Raw genomic sequence first — 16,904 nt, 5'->3', positions numbered from 1 at the left:
TAACAGGCAAGATGCCTGTTCCACATTAACAGGCAAGATGCCTGTTCCACATTAACAGGCAAGATGCCTGTTCCACATTAACAGGCAAGATGCCTGTTCCACAAACAGTAAATTTCTTGTGGGGAGTAGGGGTTGGGCATCCTGCCCGCCCAGAGAAAGCTTATTGAAAAGGGTTCAAAAAATTGAAAAGCGCTATAATAATTAACAACTAATGACGAATGACGAATAACTATGGTGCAATTAACTGCAAAAATCTCTGCTAACGAGTTAGCAAATTTGGCTGTAGATTTGATTCGGAAAACAGGTTGCGAGTACGGTGATGTGCGTTTTTGCACTTATCGAAGGCAGAATCTTTACGCGCGCGATCGATCTTTAAGTCAACTGTCAGATAATGTAAGTTCCGGTTTTGGCGTGCGGGTGCTTCTAGACGGCGCTTGGGGGTTTGCCGCCAGTCACAGCAAAACACCCGCAGAGGTTGCAAGAATAGTCGCTTTGGCTGTAGAAATTGCTAAAGGCAGCCGCCTAACTCAGAAGGAACCGGTGCGGTTAGTGCCTGTCGAAAAATATGTCGATACCTACATTACTCCCATCACCATTGATCCTTTTTCTGTACCCGTTGCTGACAAAGCCGAACTGCTGCTAACTATCAACGAGAAGCTACTAGCACACGGCGCACAAGGCATCAAAAAAGCTTCTTCTTTTTTGCAGTCCAGCCGCGAAGACAAGGTTTTTGCTTCCACAGAAGGCTCGCTAATCGAACAAACAATCTACCGCAGCTATCCGGGTTTTGACTGTACGGCAATTGCGGGCGGCGATGCCCAAAGTCGCAGTTACGAACGCCCGCCGCTGAATATCGGTTACGAACATATTAATCCCGATGATTTGTTGAGTCAAGTCGAAAGAGTTGCCGCTGAAGCTATTGAGAAAGTGCGCGCTCCCCAAATCCCGGCTGGTATTTGCAAATCCCTGATTCTTAAGGCGACAAATTTGTTTTTGACAATCCACGAATCTGTCGGTCATCCAACTGAATTAGACCGGGTTTACGGTTACGAATCTAATTTTGCTGGCACTAGCTTTGCTACTACTGATAAGTTAAATAAACTGCAATACGCTGCACCTTGGGTGAATTTTAAGTGCGATCGCACTCAACCAGGTGGCCGCGGTACAATGGGTTACGATGATGAGGGCGTAAAATCACAAGAGTGGTACGTTGTCAAGGATGGAATTTTAGTTGATTATCTCACTGACAGAGAGACGGCTTATCGCCTCGGACGTGCCAGCAGCAACGGTTCTGCTTACGCTGACAGTTGGTCTAGCGTGCCGATGGTGAGAATTCCCAATTTGGGATTGGAGCCGGGCCCGGATGGCGGCAGCCATACTGCTACTTTGGCCCAGATGATTGCTGATACGGAAGACGGGATTTTAATCGACGGTATGGGTAGTTATTCGATTGACCAGCAGCGGCGCAATTTTCAATTCGGCGGCGATGCTTTTTGGAAAGTGGAAAAAGGTAAAGTTGTCGGTATGTTGAAGGATGTAACTTATCAGGCGATGACTACTGATTTCTGGAATCAAATAGATGCGATCGGGCCGGCGTCGGAGCTGGTTCAGTGCGGTACTAATATATGCGGAAAGGGCGAGCCGATGCAGGTTGCTCAAATGACTCACGCTTGTGTGCCGGTGCGAGTGAGGGATATTCAAATTGGGGGAAATTCTTAATTAGATTGTAGGTTTTTAAAGTGAGAATTATAAAGGAGCTGTAGGGTGCGTCGCCATCAAAAATCCTCAAAAAAATCTAAAATATCGCAGCGACGCACCTTACTAATTATGACAATTGCGTCCCGGACTGACAACTTAGATGCCCGACAGCTTACTCTCAAACCCAAAAAGGAGTCTCGACGTGAAACTTGAACTTTACCAGCGTGTAGCATTGTGTCGGGATATGCCGCTATATCAGCTAAAAAAAGGTGATGTAGCCATGCTAGTCGATCGGGTACCTCATCCAAGGGAAGGCGAAGATGATGGCTGCGTTCTAGAAATATTTAATGCTTTAGGAGAATCGATTTTAGTTGTGGCTGTTTCTCCTTCAGATGTGGAACCTCTGCGAGCAGATGAAGTGTTAGCAGTACGCTCTTTAGTACAGGCGAGTTAACCGTAGTATTGCACTCCTAAATGATTCAGATAAATTTGTAGGGGTAGTGCTACCCCTACTCCCCGTGGCTACCCCCTATCTATCGGGCAACCACGGGGGGATTGCCCCTACAATAATTATGCAAATGATTTAGGATTGCTATATTGCGGCTAAACCTATTTTCAAATACAACAAATATTCCGGGACTTTAGCTTATGCTCGTAACAACATCGCCCGCACTTTTAAGTGAAGACCAAGCCTTATCTTTAGTAGAAAAAGCAGTCAAACTCTCCAAAGCAGAGGAAGTATTTGTCAGTCTCTCTACTGGCGAGGAATCTCTTTCCCGCTTCTCGGAAAATCAAATCAGCCAAAATATCAGCAAAACTGTATTTAACCTGAGCATTACTAGCTATTTTGGTAACAAAAGCGCCTCTGCTGCTGTTACAGAATTTGATGAAGATGCGATCGCCTCCGCAGTCAAGCGATCGGAAGAATTGGCCCGAATTGCGCCGGCAGACCCCGAATGGATGCCGCTGCTGCCACCTCAAACCTACGATTTGCGATCGCCCGCATTCGACGCAGCAACGGCAACTGTATCGCCTCTAGCGCGGGCCGAAATGGTGCAGCAAGCGTGCGCCAGATCCTCCCAGGGGGGCGCTCATGGTTCGGGCACTTTGAGCACTGAGGCGTCGCTGTACGCGATCGCCTCGTCAACCGGACTCCGCGCCTGCAACCAGTCTACAGATGCGGATTTCAGCTTTACTGCTCGCGTTGAAGACGGTTCTAGTTGGGCGAAGAGCACTGCTTGGAGTATCAACGAATTGCCGATCGCCCAATTAGCAGAACAAGTGCTCGATCGGGCGATCGCATCTCGCAACCCGCGCCCCATCACTCCCGGCGTTTATCCGGTAATCTTTGACGGTGCTGCTTTTGCGGGCTTGCTACCGTGGGTAATTTGGAGTTTGGATGCGAGGGCGGCGGATGAGGGGCGATCGTTTATGTCGATCGCCGATGCAGAGGGAAACCGCGCGGGGGAACAAATTTTCAGCCCGTTAGTGCAAGTGCAGCGCGATCCGGCTCATCCTTTGTTGCGATCGAATACTTTTTTCGGCGACGGATTGAGCAATAACTATTTGGAAATCATCAAAGATGGCGTCCCTCAAAGTTTGTCTTATTCCCGCTACTGGGCGGCACAAAAAGGCAAAGAGGCGAAAGGTGCTTATTACCCGATCGTAATGACAGGTTCCGACCAAAGTTTAGCAGATTTAATTGCTCAAACCGAGCGAGGGATTTTTGTCAGTCGAGCTTGGTACGTGCGCTACGTTAATCCGAAAACTTTGGAAGTAACGGGAATGACTCGCGACGGTACTTTTTGGATTGAGGATGGCAAAATTGCTTACCCGATTAAAAACCTGCGTTTCAATCAAGTTTTACCTGATATGTTGCGCGATGTGGATGCAGTTAGTACGGTGAAGCGTTACGGGGGTAGTGTCGTGCCCGGAGTGCGCGTGAAAGCTTTTAATTTCACGAGTATTACTGACAGTTTGTGACTCACACATTTTTAACAATCTGTAGGGGCGGGTTTCACAAACAATCACAGCCAACAAAGAACAATCTCTCAAACCCGCCCCCACTGACAGTTTGTGACTCGCACATTTCTAACAATCTGTAGGGGCGGGTTTCACAAACAATCACAGCCAACAAACAACAATCTCTCAAACCCGCCCCCACTGACAGTTTGTGACTCGCACATTTCTAACAATCTGTAGGGCCGGGTTTCACAAACAATTACAGCCAACAAAGAACAATCTCTCAAACCCGCCCCCACTGACAGTTTGTGACTTGCACATTTCTCACAATCTGTAGGGGCGGGTTTCACAAACAATCACAGCCAACAAAGAACAATCTCTCAAACCCGCCCCCACCCAGATTAATGCGAGTGATTTATCGTAAAGGTAGAGTATTTATTTTGATAGTTAGGATTAAAACCAGCTATTATAGTCATCAGTCTGGTGTCTGTTGTTAGTAACAATGCCCAATTCCCAATTCCCAATTCCCAATTATCAATGAATCAATATTTTGCTACTGTTGCGCGCGGTTTAGAAACAATTGCCGCCCAAGAATTAGAACGTTTAGGGGCCCAGGATGTCAAGCCAGATTTTACAGGGGTTTACTTTGCGGGCGATCGGGCTTTATTGTACCGCGTCAATCTTTGGTCGAGAACAATTTTTCGAGTGCTAATGCCGATCGCCGAATTCCGGTGTTACAACTCGGATATGCTCTACCGCGAAGTGCAGAAAATCCCTTGGGACGAATACTTATATCCCGACAATACTTTAGCAGTAAACTGCACCGGCGGCAACGAAAAGTTGAACCACACTCACTTTACAGCTTTGCAGGTCAAAAATGCGATCGCCGACCAACAGCGCCTGCAATTTAACAAGCGTTCTAATGTTGATGTAGAGCATCCCGATTTGCTAATTAACCTTCACATTCATCAAGATAGAGCTATTTTAAGTTTAGACAGTTCGGGCGGCAGTTTGCACCGCCGGGGATATCGACCGGCGATGGGGCTTGCTCCCCTCAAAGAAACCCTAGCTGCGGCTTTGTTGGAGATGGCAGAATGGACGCCAGATTTGCCGTTTTTAGACCCGATGTGCGGTTCTGGGACTTTGCCTTTGGAAGCGACGTTAAAGGGATTGAATATTGCACCGGGATTGTTTCGAGAAAAGTTTGGATTTATGAGTTGGCGGGATTTTGACGAACCTTTGTGGGATAACTTGTGGGCGGAAGCGGAAAACAGCGAATTACCGGAACTTAAAGAGGTGGTTGCCGGGTGCGATCGCGATTCCGATATGTTAACCCAAGCTCGCACGAACGCGCAGCAAGCTGGTATTTCCGGTAAGATTCAGTTTGCTCAAACCGAGTTATCTCAGTTGGAAGCACCCGCAGACAGAGGCGTTTTGATTTGCAATCCTCCCTACGGAGAGCGCCTGGGAGATGCTAGCGAATTGGGAGATTTGTACAAGATGTTAGGGGATATTTTCAAGAATCGTTTTAAAGGTTGGAATGCGTTTATTTTGACTGGAAATAAGGAGTTGGGTAAAAAGGTGGGACTCAGGACATCGCGGCGAATTCCGGTTTTTAATGGCTCGATTCCGTGTACTTTGCTCAAATATGAACTGTATTAAATATTTATAGAATATATCTGAGTACACTTGACAAGAGCCAATATTTATTGGAAGAGGCTAGGCTAAATGAAAATCTTTGAAATTGACGACCACAAACTCATCTTAGGAGATGTGTTAGAAGTGCTTGGGAGTGAAATCGAAGACAACTCAATAGATTTAATTTTTGCAGATCCTCCCTATAATATTGGCAAAAATTTCAATGGTTTTAAAGACAAGTGGGAATTTGAAAGCGATTATTTAGAATGGAGTTATACTTGGTTGAACTTATGTATTAATAAGCTCAAGCATAACGGCAGTTTGTATCTAATGGCGTCAACTCAAAGTATGCCCTACTTTGATTTATATTTGCGCGATCGCTTAACAATCCTTTCTCGAATAGTGTGGTATTATGACAGTTCGGGCGTACAAGCAAAAAAATTTTACGGCTCTCTTTACGAACCAATTTTATATTGCGTCAAGGACAAACGAAATTATACATTTAATTCCTCAGATATTCTGGTAGAGGCGAAAACCGGAGCTGTTAGGAAACTAATTGACTACCGCAAGGCTACACCATCAGTATATAATTCTAAAAAAGTTCCCGGTAATGTCTGGGAGTTTCCGCGAGTTAGATATCGTATGCCTGAGTATGAGGAACATCCTACCCAGAAACCAACATCGTTGTTAGAAAGAATTATCAAAGCCAGTAGTAATGAGGGCGACGTTGTACTAGATATATTTTCGGGAACTTTTACAACATCATTTGTTGCCAAGCAGTTTAACAGAAAGTCCATCGGCATAGAATTACAAGAAAAGTATCTACAAATAGGATTGCGGAGGTTGCAAATTACCCCGGATGAGAGTGAAGAGAAGCTGATGTCTTTGGAATTTAATTATCAAGATGAGGAAGAAAGTCTGGAACTTGAACTATTAGACGTTTCTCTATAAGATGAATGATTCAGTCAGAACTTACCCACGTACTCCGATTAAAGAAACCGGGTTTTTTACGGGATATGCGGGCTGCAACAAAATATTTTCGCAAAAAAACCCGGTTTCTAACCACCCGTGCGTGCGTAAGTCTTATTAGGAATGAGAATTAAATAATTTCCACAAGTTTGTGGGATGGGGGTCCCGCCCATCCCACAATAACAATTAAAATTGTAAGTTATTTAATTCGCGATCCTTAGTTATAAATTCCGCCTGCTTTAGACAATTATTGTTTCCTTACCTTTAACATTTACACCGGCAACAAAGAAACGTGAGCGGAAACAATCTTCCACCCTTGAGGAAACTTGCGCCACATCTGACTCTGCCGCCCCAGCCGCACTACTCCATCCATTACACGGCGAAATTCCAGCGTCACAGCCGCCGTGTCTGCATCGAATGTCACGACTTTGAGGTTGAACATTTCTCGATCGACATTTACAGGCGATCGTCCTTTGCGAAAAGCCCTCACCTCATCGCTCCCGTACAGGTTCTCCGTCACCCCAAACCGCACGACTTCCGGCGCATCCCAGAACAAATTATCGAGAGTTTCAATATCATTCGTACAAAGAGCTTTTTCGTATTTTAAATATAGTTCAGTTAACTCAGCCACCACAGCAGAATCATTGATAAGAGTCATTCGATTTTAGATTTTAGATTTTAGATTTTAGATTTTAGATTGAAGAATTGACACCACGGATAAATCCGGGGGCTTGAGGATGCAAGGATTTTGGATTTGGGATTGATTCCACGGATAAATCCGGGGGCTGGTACCATTAAGAAATTATTGGTCATAAATTGTAGATATTAAAACTCTTAACTTTCACACGTTTTGTTTGCAATAAGGACTAAATTCCTTATTGCAAACGCAACTAATTAGAGAAAATTAATGCTCAATTTTGAGCGAAATAATCTTGTCACCTTGGCGGATAGCATTGACGACAGACATATCCTCAGTTTTGCCAAAAGTTGTGTGAACTCCATCTAGATGAGACTGGGGAGAATGGCAAATAAAGAATTGGCTACCACCCGTATCTTTACCTGCGTGAGCCATCGATAAAGTTCCTGCCAAATGTTTGTTCGAGTTGATTTCGCACTTGATTTTGTAGCCGGGGCCGCCCGTTCCATTGCCTTTTGGACAGCCACCTTGAATCATAAAGTTAGGAATGACTCGGTGAAAAGCCAATCCATCGTAAAAACCTTTTTCGGCCAAGTCAACAAAATTCTTCACTGTGTTAGGCGCATCCGCATCGAACAATTCCAAATTGATTGTGCCTTTGTCGGTTTCCATTATAGCGCGGGTCATGATTTTTCCTTGCTTCCTAAAATGAGTGTGTTGCCTACGTGTTAATTGCGGACTTCGCTTTTATAACGACAGGTTTCAAACTGTCGTTATATTGTGGCTTTCAGAAGTGTAGCATATTCCGGTAACTCTCATAAGACTTATGTGTGCTTTCTGAGGAAACCCGGTTTATTGCGAGATTTCTGGTTAGCAAAGCCAATATTTTCCCAGACACCGGGCTTGTTACCCTCAGCCATATTTTAATCGTTGGTCACTGGCGGGCGATCGGGTTCTTCCTGAATATCGCTCATATTAAAAATGAAAGGAACCCGACTCGAACCTGGGCCCATAACTAGCACTTTTGGCATCTGAGCGCCGCCGCTTCTCCAAGCTTCGATCGCCTCTTTTTGCAGCACTAAATCGCCGCCCTGAGCCTTCAAAGTTTCAGCCAAAAGTCTTTGAGCTTCAGCCCTACCTTGAGCGCGGTTAATATCAGCTTGAGCCTGCTGTTCTGCTTCCTGAGCCACATAAACAGCCCTTTGCGCCCGCTGTTCAGCAACCTGTTTCTCCTCAACCGCTTTCGCAAAATCTGTGGAGAATCGAATGTTAACAACGCTCGTATCGAGCACGATTACATCATACTTGGATAGCCTTTCCTTCAGCGCAGTATCAAAGTCTCGCTTCAGTTCACTTCTTTGAGTAATAGATTGTTCGGCGGTTCTCAGTGCAGCCGCTGTTTTAAATGCTTCTTGCGTCTGAGGAGCAATAATTTTTGAGACTATATTCTCCAAAGTTCCTTGAGTCCTTCTGATCTCCACTATTTTCTCAGCATCGAGGCGAAAATTGATCGCAAAACTAGCATTTAAATCCTGAAGGTCTTTAGTAGCACTCTGGGCGGGAACTTCAAATTTTTGCACTGTTACATCGTACACATCTACCTTGGATATCAACGGGGGTCTGAGATGAAACCCCTCTAACAATGCTCCATCTGTGGCTTTTCCTAAAACGCTAACCACCCCTGCTTCACCGGGATTGATAACGACGAAAGAGTTTAATCCGAGGAGTAGCGCGCCTACTAATAGAATCCCAGCGATTGCTGATGATATGCTTTGGAAATTTTGAGTTTTCAACTTACACGCTCCTTTGTGATAATTCCATTATAATGGTTAAATAGATTGGGTCGCCTCTAAAGTCTCAAATCTCAAAGGGATTGGCTGATGGTCAAAATTGTTAAATATCCTCGAACTTATCACATCGAAGGTTCGCGTTTCCAACCGGGTGATGAAGACCTCGACAGCGTGCCATTTAGCGCTGTGATCGATCGCCCGACAGTGATTGAAGAAAAGGTAGACGGCGCTAATACAGGCATCAGCTTCGCACCCGACGGACAAATGCTGCTGCAAAGTCGCGGCCACTATCTCACCGGTGGGCCGAGGGAAAAACATTTTAACTTATTCAAACAGTGGGCTTTCAGTCTCAGCCCAGCCCTGGGAGAAGTGCTGGGAAATCGCTACATTCTTTACGGCGAATGGCTTTATGCCAAACACACTGTTTTTTATGATTTTTTGCCGCACTATTTTATGGAATACGATGTGCTGGACTTAGAAACCAGTCAATTTCTGAGTACAGAATCCCGCCGCAAGTTGTTAAGCGGACTGCCGTTAGTGTCCGTTCCCGTGCTGTTTTCGGGAGTGCTGAAATCTCCCAAGCACATGATGCAGTTTATGGGAAAATCTAATTTTATTCAATCCGGGCATTTGGATCGGTTGCGTTTGTACTGCGGGGAATTGGGATTAGATGAAGAACGATGCTTGAAAGAGACTGACAAGAGCGATATTATGGAAGGTTTGTATATTAAAGTAGAGGAAGACGGAATTGTCAAGGCGCGTTACAAGTACGTGCGTGCCAGCTTTTTAACAGCGATTAAAAACGCCGAAGGACATTGGCTCAATCGCCCAATTGTACCCAATATTCTGCGTCCCGGCGCAGATTTATTTAATTTCACAGGACTTGCGCCCTAACTATAACTATTATAATACTCGGCGGTTTAAACCGCGACTACACAAACGAAGTCCGCCTTCGCGGACTAAAAAATAAAGGTGCCAATTCGACATCTTACTATATTAACAAAGAGGTGAAACCATGACTGCTCTATTATCACAATCCCCAACTTGGACTTTTCCCTTTTGCCCCCAACCGCCCGATTGGTTTCTGGATTGGGACAGCATTCAAAATCATTTCGATTGGATTCAAAACTTAAAAGGCTGTCAGCAAGACCCGATTTATCACGCCGAAGGAGACGTTTTAATTCATACCAGAATGGTCTGCGAAGCATTAATATCTTCCCCGAATTGGCGGCAACTTCCCGAAAAAGAACGATCGATACTTTTTGCCGCCGCTTTGCTGCACGATGTCGCCAAACCCGCCTTTACAACAATAGAAGCCGACGGCAGAATTAGTTCAAAAGGTCACGCCCGCCAAGGTGCGAGAATGGTCAGACAAATTTTATCTCAATTCGACCCGCCCGTGCAGTTTGAGATTCGCGAAACAGTTGTGGCGATCGTCCAATTCGGCAGTTTACCCATCTGGCTGATCGACAAACCCAACCCCCAGCAGTCTGTAATTAAAGTCAGTCAAGTTGTCCGCTGCGATTTCCTCGCACTTTTAGCCGAAGCAGACGTGCGCGGCCGACAGTGTAGCGACAGACAAGAATTGCTTGATAAAATAGAACTATTTCGGGAGTTTTGTCAAGAAAATAATTGTTTGGATTCTCCCCGACAATTCCCCTCTGCACACAGCAGATTTATCTACTTCCGCAAAGAGAACGGCAACCCGGATTACGAAGCATTTGACGACACTAAATGCGAAGTAATTTTGATGTCGGGATTGCCCGCAAGTGGTAAAGATTATTGGATTCGGGAAAATCTTCCAGATTTGCCAGTAATCTCGCTGGATGCACTGCGAAAAGAGATGAATGTCCCTCCCGACGAAACCCCTGGAAATGTGGTGACAGCCGCCAAAAAAAGAGCGCGCGAATACATGAACGAGGGGCGTTCTTTTGTGTGGAACGCCACGAATACAACTAAACAAATGCGGCAGCAATTAATTGATTTTTTTGCTGCTTATCAAGCGCGAATTCGCATTGTTTACTTGGAAGTTCCTTTTGAGGAAGTATTGCACCGGAATCGATCGCGCACAGCAACAGTACCGGAAGCAGTCATTCGCAAATTAGCTGCGCGGCTGGATATTCCAGACATCACAGAAGCGCATCAAGTCGATCGGATCGTAACCGATTAGGTTACTTTAGGGGCGATTCCCCCCAGTTAGCCATCTTACTTCAACGCGCTACTAATTTTTTTTCCCTAAAATAGAATCGTCATAATGCGCCAACAAATCAGCAGGGTGATCGTAAATTGCCGCAGCATTTGCCAGCGAAGCATCATCGAAACCTCCGCACCGAAAAGCAATTACTGGCACCCCGCACTTGCCCGCAGCTTCGATATCGTAAGGAGTATCAGCTAACATTACCGTCTGACTCGCTTCCATCTGCAATTTGCTCAAAGCAGCTTCCACAATATCCGGTTCCGGTTTAGAAGCTTCTGCATCACTCGATGTCGCCGCTTGCGCTTGATCCAATAAATCGTCAACTTGTGCAGCTTTCAGCAAACCGGAAAGTTCTTCGGTGGTAGCTGAAGTAGCAATAATTAGCCGCAATCCTTCTTGCTGCATTTTTAACAGCAAATCCCGCGAACCGGGGGTTGGAGAAAGATCGGGAGAAAAGCGGTTAATAATCAGTTCTTTGCGCCGCTGTGCAATCTTTTTCCCGTCGCCTGTTTCGTCGGAAAGTCCTGATACCATTTTGGGTATAACTTTGTCGCCTCCCATGCCAATTAGCGGGCGAACTTTCTCGAACGGCACCTCGTAGCCGTAAGTCGCAAATGACTCTACCCAAGCTTGAGCGTGGGCGTCATTGCTGAGCGTCAGAGTACCGTCAATATCGAGAATTACTGCTTGCAATTGCATAACTTATTTGTTGTTAGTTATTAGACTTATTCCAAAAAACTATTTGGTAGTAAAAACTTTAGTCCACAATTATTTAATTAGTCAATCGGATACGGAAGTCCCCACTACGAACCTTTAGACAGGGACTTCAGTCTCAGAGCGATTTTTCGGGTTAAATTGACACCTATGTACCCTGTTCCTACCCCTAGCTTCCCCTCCCCCCCAGGGCTGTTTCATTCTCTTGTAGGGGCAATCCCACGCCCGGTTGCCCCGATATCTGAAACCCCTACCCGCTCGTCTATCGGCCGGGCGGGCACGGGGAGTAGGGGTCGCACCGCCCCTACAAAACCCTGGTTTTTCTGAGAATGAAACAGCCCTGCCCTGCCCTCGCCCCCTTGTTAAAGGGGATGGGGAGAATCAGAAGAATTAATGAGTTTGATAATTTTCCTCAGTCCAACAGCGCGGCAAAGTTTCACCGGAAGGAAAGACTAAATTACTTTTTGGAAAAGTTGCTGTCTCTTGCTCTTCTTGACCAGCTTGATTTTTTCCCGGCACTTCATTTTTTGTAGGGCTGATTAAAGCATCTACATCGAGGATTTCAATCAAGTCGCCTGATTCTTTTTCTTGTAAAAGCATAGTTTCTCCTTGTCAATTGAATGCGAGTTAGGGTTTGAGGACAACTTTGATGCAGTTGTCTTTTTTGTTGAGGAAAATCTCGTAGGCGTGGGGCGCTTCATCCAATTTCATTCGGTGCGTAATTACGAATGACGGGTCAATTTCGCCTTTTTGAACGCGATCGAGCAACGGCCGCAAATAGCGGTGAACGTGCGTTTGTCCCATTTTCAGGGTCAAGCCTTTGTTGAAAGCTGCACCTAGGGGCACTTTGTCAACAAAGCCGCCGTAAACGCCGGGAATTGAGACTGTGCCGCCTTTGCGGCAAGCTACTATCACTTGTCGCAGGGCAGTGGGTCGATCGCTCTCCAACCGCACGGCTTGCTTAGCTTTGTCGTACAAAGCGTCGAGACCGGTGCCGTGGGCTTCCATTCCCACCGCGTCGATGCAAGAGTCGGGCCCGCGTCCCCCCGTCATTTCGGTGACGGCTTCCCCGGCGTCCATTTCTTCGTAGTTGATGATTTCAGCTTTGGCCGCAGCCGCCATTTGCAAGCGTTCCGGTACGCGGTCGATCGCAATTACTCGATCGGCCCCCAGCATAAACGCGCTTCTGATCGCAAATTGTCCGACTGGGCCGCATCCCCAAACGGCTACCGTATCCCCCGGCTGAATGTCACAGTTTTCGGCCGCCATGTAACCCGTAGGAAAGATATCGGTGAGGAACAATACTTGTTCGTCCGAAAGTCCGTCGGGAATTTTTAAAGGGCCGACATCTGCAAACGGAACCCGCGCGTATTCTGCTTGACCTCCTGCATAGCCGCCCGTTAAATGGGAGAAGCCAAACAGTCCAGCCGGCGAATGGCCGTAGATTTTTTCAGCCAATCCTGCATTGGGGTTGGAGTTGTCGCACAGCGACCACAAATCGCGGTTGCAAAAGAAGCAACTGCCGCAAGAAATAGTAAAAGGAATGACAATGCGATCGCCCTTTTTTAAGTTCTTGACTTCGCTGCCGAGTTCGACTACTTCCCCCATGAATTCGTGGCCCATGATGTCGCCCGATTGCATTGTCGGGATCAAGCCGTTGTAGAGGTGCAAATCTGAGCCGCAGATTGCTGTAGACGTGATTTTAACTATCGCATCGCGCGGGTTGATAATTGTTGGGTCTGGTACATTATCAACTCGCACATCATTTGCTCCGTGCCAGCAAAGAGCTTTCATTATTTTTTTTCCTCTAGTCAACTACTAGCTAGCAGATTTTTGATTCTAAATCTTAAATTTACTACGCCCATAAATTACCTGCTTGGATGTTTTAATTTTAAGCCTATAAAATATATTATCTCTCTATCCGAGGTATAATTTGTAAATCTATCTTCCGGCTGTTTTCAATAACAAAAATGTAAAGTTTATCCTCCTACTAAAGTGCGGGAAATTTCACATTGTTCTGTTAACCACCAACATTTATAGCAACCACGCCCGACGGTTAGGACGTTCTTAATTGCTGAAATCCTTGCTTCTTCCTTCTCTCCTAGATAACTAAAGCCTTCTTCCTTCTGCCATAACAGCTAAGGAATGAGAATTAAATAACTTAGAATGCGTGATGGTTCTTGTGGGATGGGCGTCCCGCCCGTCCAGAAAGGGCGGGCGGGACGCCCAACCCACTTTCAAGAGTGTAAATTATTTAATTCGCGATCCTAACAGCGAGATGGATGAGATTGTTTTTGTCGATCTCCGATCGCTCTCCTCTCACAATAAATAAAACTTTCGCACTTAATCTCACTATAGCCGAGGATTAAGCTCACATTAGATAAAAAGCGACCGAAAAATTCTCAACTAAAAGCGGGTTGATCGATTATTAAGTAGGGTGCGTGAATTTTGTATAGCTCAACACTGTTCCTCAATATTGAGAATCACGCACCCTGCTTAAGGAGGATTAATCGTCACATATTGTATATTAGTTAGAGCTAAAAGCCGAGCTTGCGCTAAAGTTGTTAAAGATTAAAATTTATCGATCGCCTTTTATGCCTTACACTGCATCTACCCCAACAGATCCCCATCAACCCAACATCCGCAATGCCGACCACCGCCTACTAGAATTCACCAAGCTGACGCCGATGATGCAGCGGTATGTGGAAGTGAAAGAACAGTATCCCCACGCACTTTTATTGTTTCGAGTCGGAGATTTTTTTGAGTGTTTTTTCCAAGATGCAGTTACTATTTCGCAGGAATTAGAACTTGTTTGTACTAGCAAAGAAAGCGGCAAAGAAATTGGCAGAGTGCCGATGACAGGAGTGCCGCACCACGCCCTCGACCGCTACACCTCAATGTTAGTAGAAAAAGGCTATGCTGTGGTAGTTTGCGACCAAGTAGAAGATGCCTCGATAGCTGCGAAAGAAGGCCGCCAAGTCAAGCGAGAAATTACCCGCATTCTCACTCCCGGAACCTTGACTGATGACGGAATGCTCAAACCCAGACAAAATAATTTTTTAGCAGCAGTCGTCATCGCTGGGGAACATTGGGGATTGGCTTATACAGATATTTCTACAGGAGAATTCGTCACTACCCAAGCAGACAGTTTAGAACAATTAACCCTTGAATTGCTGCGCTTGCAGCCTTCGGAAGTCTTGGTACCGACTAATGCGCCGGATTTGGTGACTATGTTGAGGCCCGGAGAGAAATCCGAGCATTTACCCGATTGTTTGCCGAATTCGTTTTGCTATTCTTTGCGATCGCAAATTCCGTTTAGTTTGTCCGAAGCAAAACAGAGAATCCTGCAAAAGTTCAAAGTGCGATCGCTCGAAGGTATGGGATGCGGCCACCTTTCCCTCGCAGTGCGCGCCGCTGGCGGTTTGCTGCAATATATCGAAGAAACTCAAAAGGAAAAAGCAGTTTCTTTGCAAAGATTGCACACTTACACTCTCACCGATTTTCTCATACTCGACTACCAAACCCGCCGCAATCTCGAAATTACTCAAACAGTGAGAGATGGGGTTTTTCACGGTTCGCTGCTGTGGGCGATCGACAAAACCAGCACCGCAATGGGAGGCCGCGCTTTGCGCCGCTGGGTGCTGCAACCTTTGCTCAACATTAAAGGCATTTGCGCCCGACACGACACGATTCAAGAATTAGTAGAAAATAACGGTCTGCGCCAAGATTTGCAGCAGTTGCTGCGCCAAATTTACGACATCGAAAGACTGACAGGCCGCGCCGGTTCTGGAACAGCTAGCGCGCGGGATTTGGTCGCTTTAGCTGATTCTCTCTCGAAACTGCCGGAATTAGCTTCGATCGCAGCCCAAGGGATCTCGCCCTATTTGAAAGCGCTGCAAAATGTACCGCCACTTTTAGAAGAATTAGCAAGTAAAATTCACGCTCATTTAGTTGACGAACCGCCGATTCATTTAAAAGAAGGAGGTTTGATTCGATCGGGAATCAATGCCATGCTAGATGAAATGCGCCACACTGCATCAGCCGACCAAGAATGGATTGCAAATTTAGAAGCTACCGAGAGAAAACGCACGGGAATTTCTAATTTAAAAGTAGGCTACAATAAAGCTTTCGGCTATTACATCAGCATTACCAAATCGAAAGTAGACCAAGTGCCGAAGGACTACACCCGTAAGCAAACTCTCACCAATGAAGAACGTTATAGCACTGAAGAATTAAAAGAAAGGGAAGTGCGAATTCTGACAGCACGGGAAGATTTAAATCAATTGGAATACGATATTTTTGCTAAAGTGCGATCGGAGGTAGGAGAACACGCCGAAATTATTCGCAACGTTTCCCGCGCCGTGGCGGCGGCAGATGTTTTGTGCGGTTTGGCCGAAGTAGCAGTTTACCAAAATTACTGCCGCCCGACTATGACAGAAAGTCGGGAAATTAAAATTATTGAAGGTTGTCATCCTGTGGTGGAAAAGTCTTTGCCGCCGGGATTTTTTGTACCTAATTCTGCTTTTTTGGGTCGGGAAGAATCGCTAAACCGCCCAGATTTAATTATTTTAACCGGGCCGAATGCTAGCGGGAAAAGCTGCTACTTGCGGCAGGTGGGTTTGATCCAGTTAATGGCGCAGATGGGCAGTTTTGTGCCGGCGAAAGCTGCGAGTTTGGGAATTTGCGATCGCATTTTTACCCGCGTCGGCGCAGTAGATGATTTGGCAACAGGTCAGTCTACGTTTATGGTAGAAATGAACGAAACTGCAAATATTCTCAATCATGCGACGCCGCAATCCTTGGTTTTGCTAGATGAAATTGGCAGAGGAACGGCAACCTTTGACGGACTTTCGATTGCTTGGTCTGTGGCAGAATATTTAGCAACTGAGATTCGGGCGCGGACAATTTTTGCGACTCACTATCACGAGTTAAATGAGTTAGCTTCTATTTTAGATAATGTCGCAAATTATCAAGTGACAGTGAAAGAATTGCCGGATCAAATCGTATTTTTGCACCAAGTTCAGCCGGGAGGTGCTGACAAATCTTACGGAATTGAAGCGGGCAGATTAGCTGGTTTACCGCCGTCGGTGATTGACCGGGCGAGACAGGTGATGAAGCAGATTGAGAAACATAGTAAAATTGCGATCGGGCTGCGGAAAGGTGTTAAAAAAAATGGTAAAAAAGAGTCGGAGGGCGAACAGTTGGATATTTTTGACGATTGAAATGATCGAGCGCTCCGAATCCAGGACTTAGCTATCAACTCTATTTTAAGGTCAGTAATCCCCAGATTACTGACCTT

Annotated in this window: 14 protein-coding genes; 8 read left to right on the top strand and 6 right to left on the bottom strand. The window is 45.9% G+C overall.

The features are described 5' to 3' along the window. Positions 1 to 231 precede the first annotated feature (231 nt). From QT990_RS03240 to yhdJ, 5 genes are all read left to right on the top strand, one after another. Positions 232 to 1,719 carry a TldD/PmbA family protein gene (locus tag QT990_RS03240; RefSeq protein ID WP_333464907.1) on the top strand — a complete coding sequence of 496 codons (1,488 nt, stop codon included), beginning with the start codon at positions 232 to 234 and terminating at the stop codon, positions 1,717 to 1,719. A gap of 181 nt (positions 1,720 to 1,900) precedes the next feature. Beyond that, on the top strand, positions 1,901 to 2,152 hold the full coding sequence (locus QT990_RS03235) for a DUF4926 domain-containing protein (RefSeq protein ID WP_333144873.1): 252 nt from the start codon (positions 1,901 to 1,903) through the stop codon (positions 2,150 to 2,152). Between the two features lie 194 nt (positions 2,153 to 2,346). Further along, positions 2,347 to 3,681, top strand: a complete 1,335-nt coding sequence (locus QT990_RS03230; protein ID WP_333464906.1) for a TldD/PmbA family protein — start codon at positions 2,347 to 2,349, stop codon at positions 3,679 to 3,681. Positions 3,682 to 4,197: 516 nt separating this feature from the next. Further along, positions 4,198 to 5,322 (top strand): THUMP domain-containing protein, encoded by a 1,125-nt coding sequence (locus tag QT990_RS03225; protein ID WP_333412225.1) that lies wholly within the window; start codon positions 4,198 to 4,200, stop codon positions 5,320 to 5,322. Positions 5,323 to 5,388: 66 nt separating this feature from the next. Continuing rightward, entirely contained in the window at positions 5,389 to 6,249 is an 861-nt protein-coding gene (gene yhdJ, locus QT990_RS03220) for an adenine-specific DNA-methyltransferase (RefSeq protein WP_333412224.1), read from the top strand. A gap of 289 nt (positions 6,250 to 6,538) precedes the next feature. Here yhdJ and hpxZ read toward each other — a convergent pair whose 3' ends face one another. The 3 genes from hpxZ to QT990_RS03205 form a co-directional block, all read right to left on the bottom strand. Continuing rightward, a complete protein-coding gene (gene hpxZ, locus QT990_RS03215) occupies positions 6,539 to 6,925 on the bottom strand; it encodes an oxalurate catabolism protein HpxZ (protein ID WP_333412223.1) in 387 nt (128 codons plus the stop codon). A gap of 246 nt (positions 6,926 to 7,171) precedes the next feature. Continuing rightward, positions 7,172 to 7,591 (bottom strand): peptidylprolyl isomerase, encoded by a 420-nt coding sequence (locus QT990_RS03210; protein ID WP_332982885.1) that lies wholly within the window; start codon positions 7,589 to 7,591, stop codon positions 7,172 to 7,174. Between the two features lie 236 nt (positions 7,592 to 7,827). Further along, positions 7,828 to 8,697, bottom strand: coding sequence for a prohibitin family protein (locus QT990_RS03205; protein WP_333464905.1), 870 nt, complete (start codon positions 8,695 to 8,697; stop codon positions 7,828 to 7,830). Between the two features lie 87 nt (positions 8,698 to 8,784). Here QT990_RS03205 and QT990_RS03200 point away from each other — a divergent pair, with 87 nt between their 5' ends. Together QT990_RS03200 and QT990_RS03195 are read left to right on the top strand one after the other, a co-directional pair. Continuing rightward, entirely contained in the window at positions 8,785 to 9,588 is an 804-nt protein-coding gene (locus QT990_RS03200) for an RNA ligase family protein (RefSeq protein ID WP_333464904.1), read from the top strand. Positions 9,589 to 9,709: 121 nt separating this feature from the next. Next, entirely contained in the window at positions 9,710 to 10,864 is a 1,155-nt protein-coding gene (locus tag QT990_RS03195) for an AAA family ATPase (protein ID WP_333464903.1), read from the top strand. A 51-nt stretch (positions 10,865 to 10,915) separates the two neighbouring features. Here QT990_RS03195 and QT990_RS03190 read toward each other — a convergent pair whose 3' ends face one another. The 3 genes from QT990_RS03190 to QT990_RS03180 all read right to left on the bottom strand — a co-directional run bounded on the left by QT990_RS03190 (position 10,916) and on the right by QT990_RS03180 (position 13,399). Beyond that, positions 10,916 to 11,590: an HAD family hydrolase gene (locus QT990_RS03190; RefSeq protein WP_333412219.1), complete on the bottom strand. Its 675-nt coding sequence runs from the start codon at positions 11,588 to 11,590 to the stop codon at positions 10,916 to 10,918. 405 nt (positions 11,591 to 11,995) lie between these two features. Continuing rightward, the gene (locus QT990_RS03185) at positions 11,996 to 12,205 is read right to left on the bottom strand and encodes an acetyltransferase (protein ID WP_333144887.1); all 210 of its coding nucleotides are present in this window, start codon (positions 12,203 to 12,205) and stop codon (positions 11,996 to 11,998) included. Between the two features lie 27 nt (positions 12,206 to 12,232). Beyond that, positions 12,233 to 13,399 carry a zinc-dependent alcohol dehydrogenase gene (locus tag QT990_RS03180; RefSeq protein ID WP_333280169.1) on the bottom strand — a complete coding sequence of 389 codons (1,167 nt, stop codon included), beginning with the start codon at positions 13,397 to 13,399 and terminating at the stop codon, positions 12,233 to 12,235. Positions 13,400 to 14,199: 800 nt separating this feature from the next. On the opposite strand from QT990_RS03180, the gene mutS reads away from it, so the two are divergent. After that, a complete protein-coding gene (gene mutS, locus QT990_RS03175) occupies positions 14,200 to 16,827 on the top strand; it encodes a DNA mismatch repair protein MutS (protein ID WP_333464902.1) in 2,628 nt (875 codons plus the stop codon). Positions 16,828 to 16,904 lie beyond the last annotated feature (77 nt).

This window comes from Microcoleus sp. T3_B1, from assembly GCF_036700445.1.
Classification (GTDB): domain Bacteria; phylum Cyanobacteriota; class Cyanobacteriia; order Cyanobacteriales; family Microcoleaceae; genus Microcoleus.
This window is presented reverse-complemented; position numbering and strand designations above follow the sequence as displayed.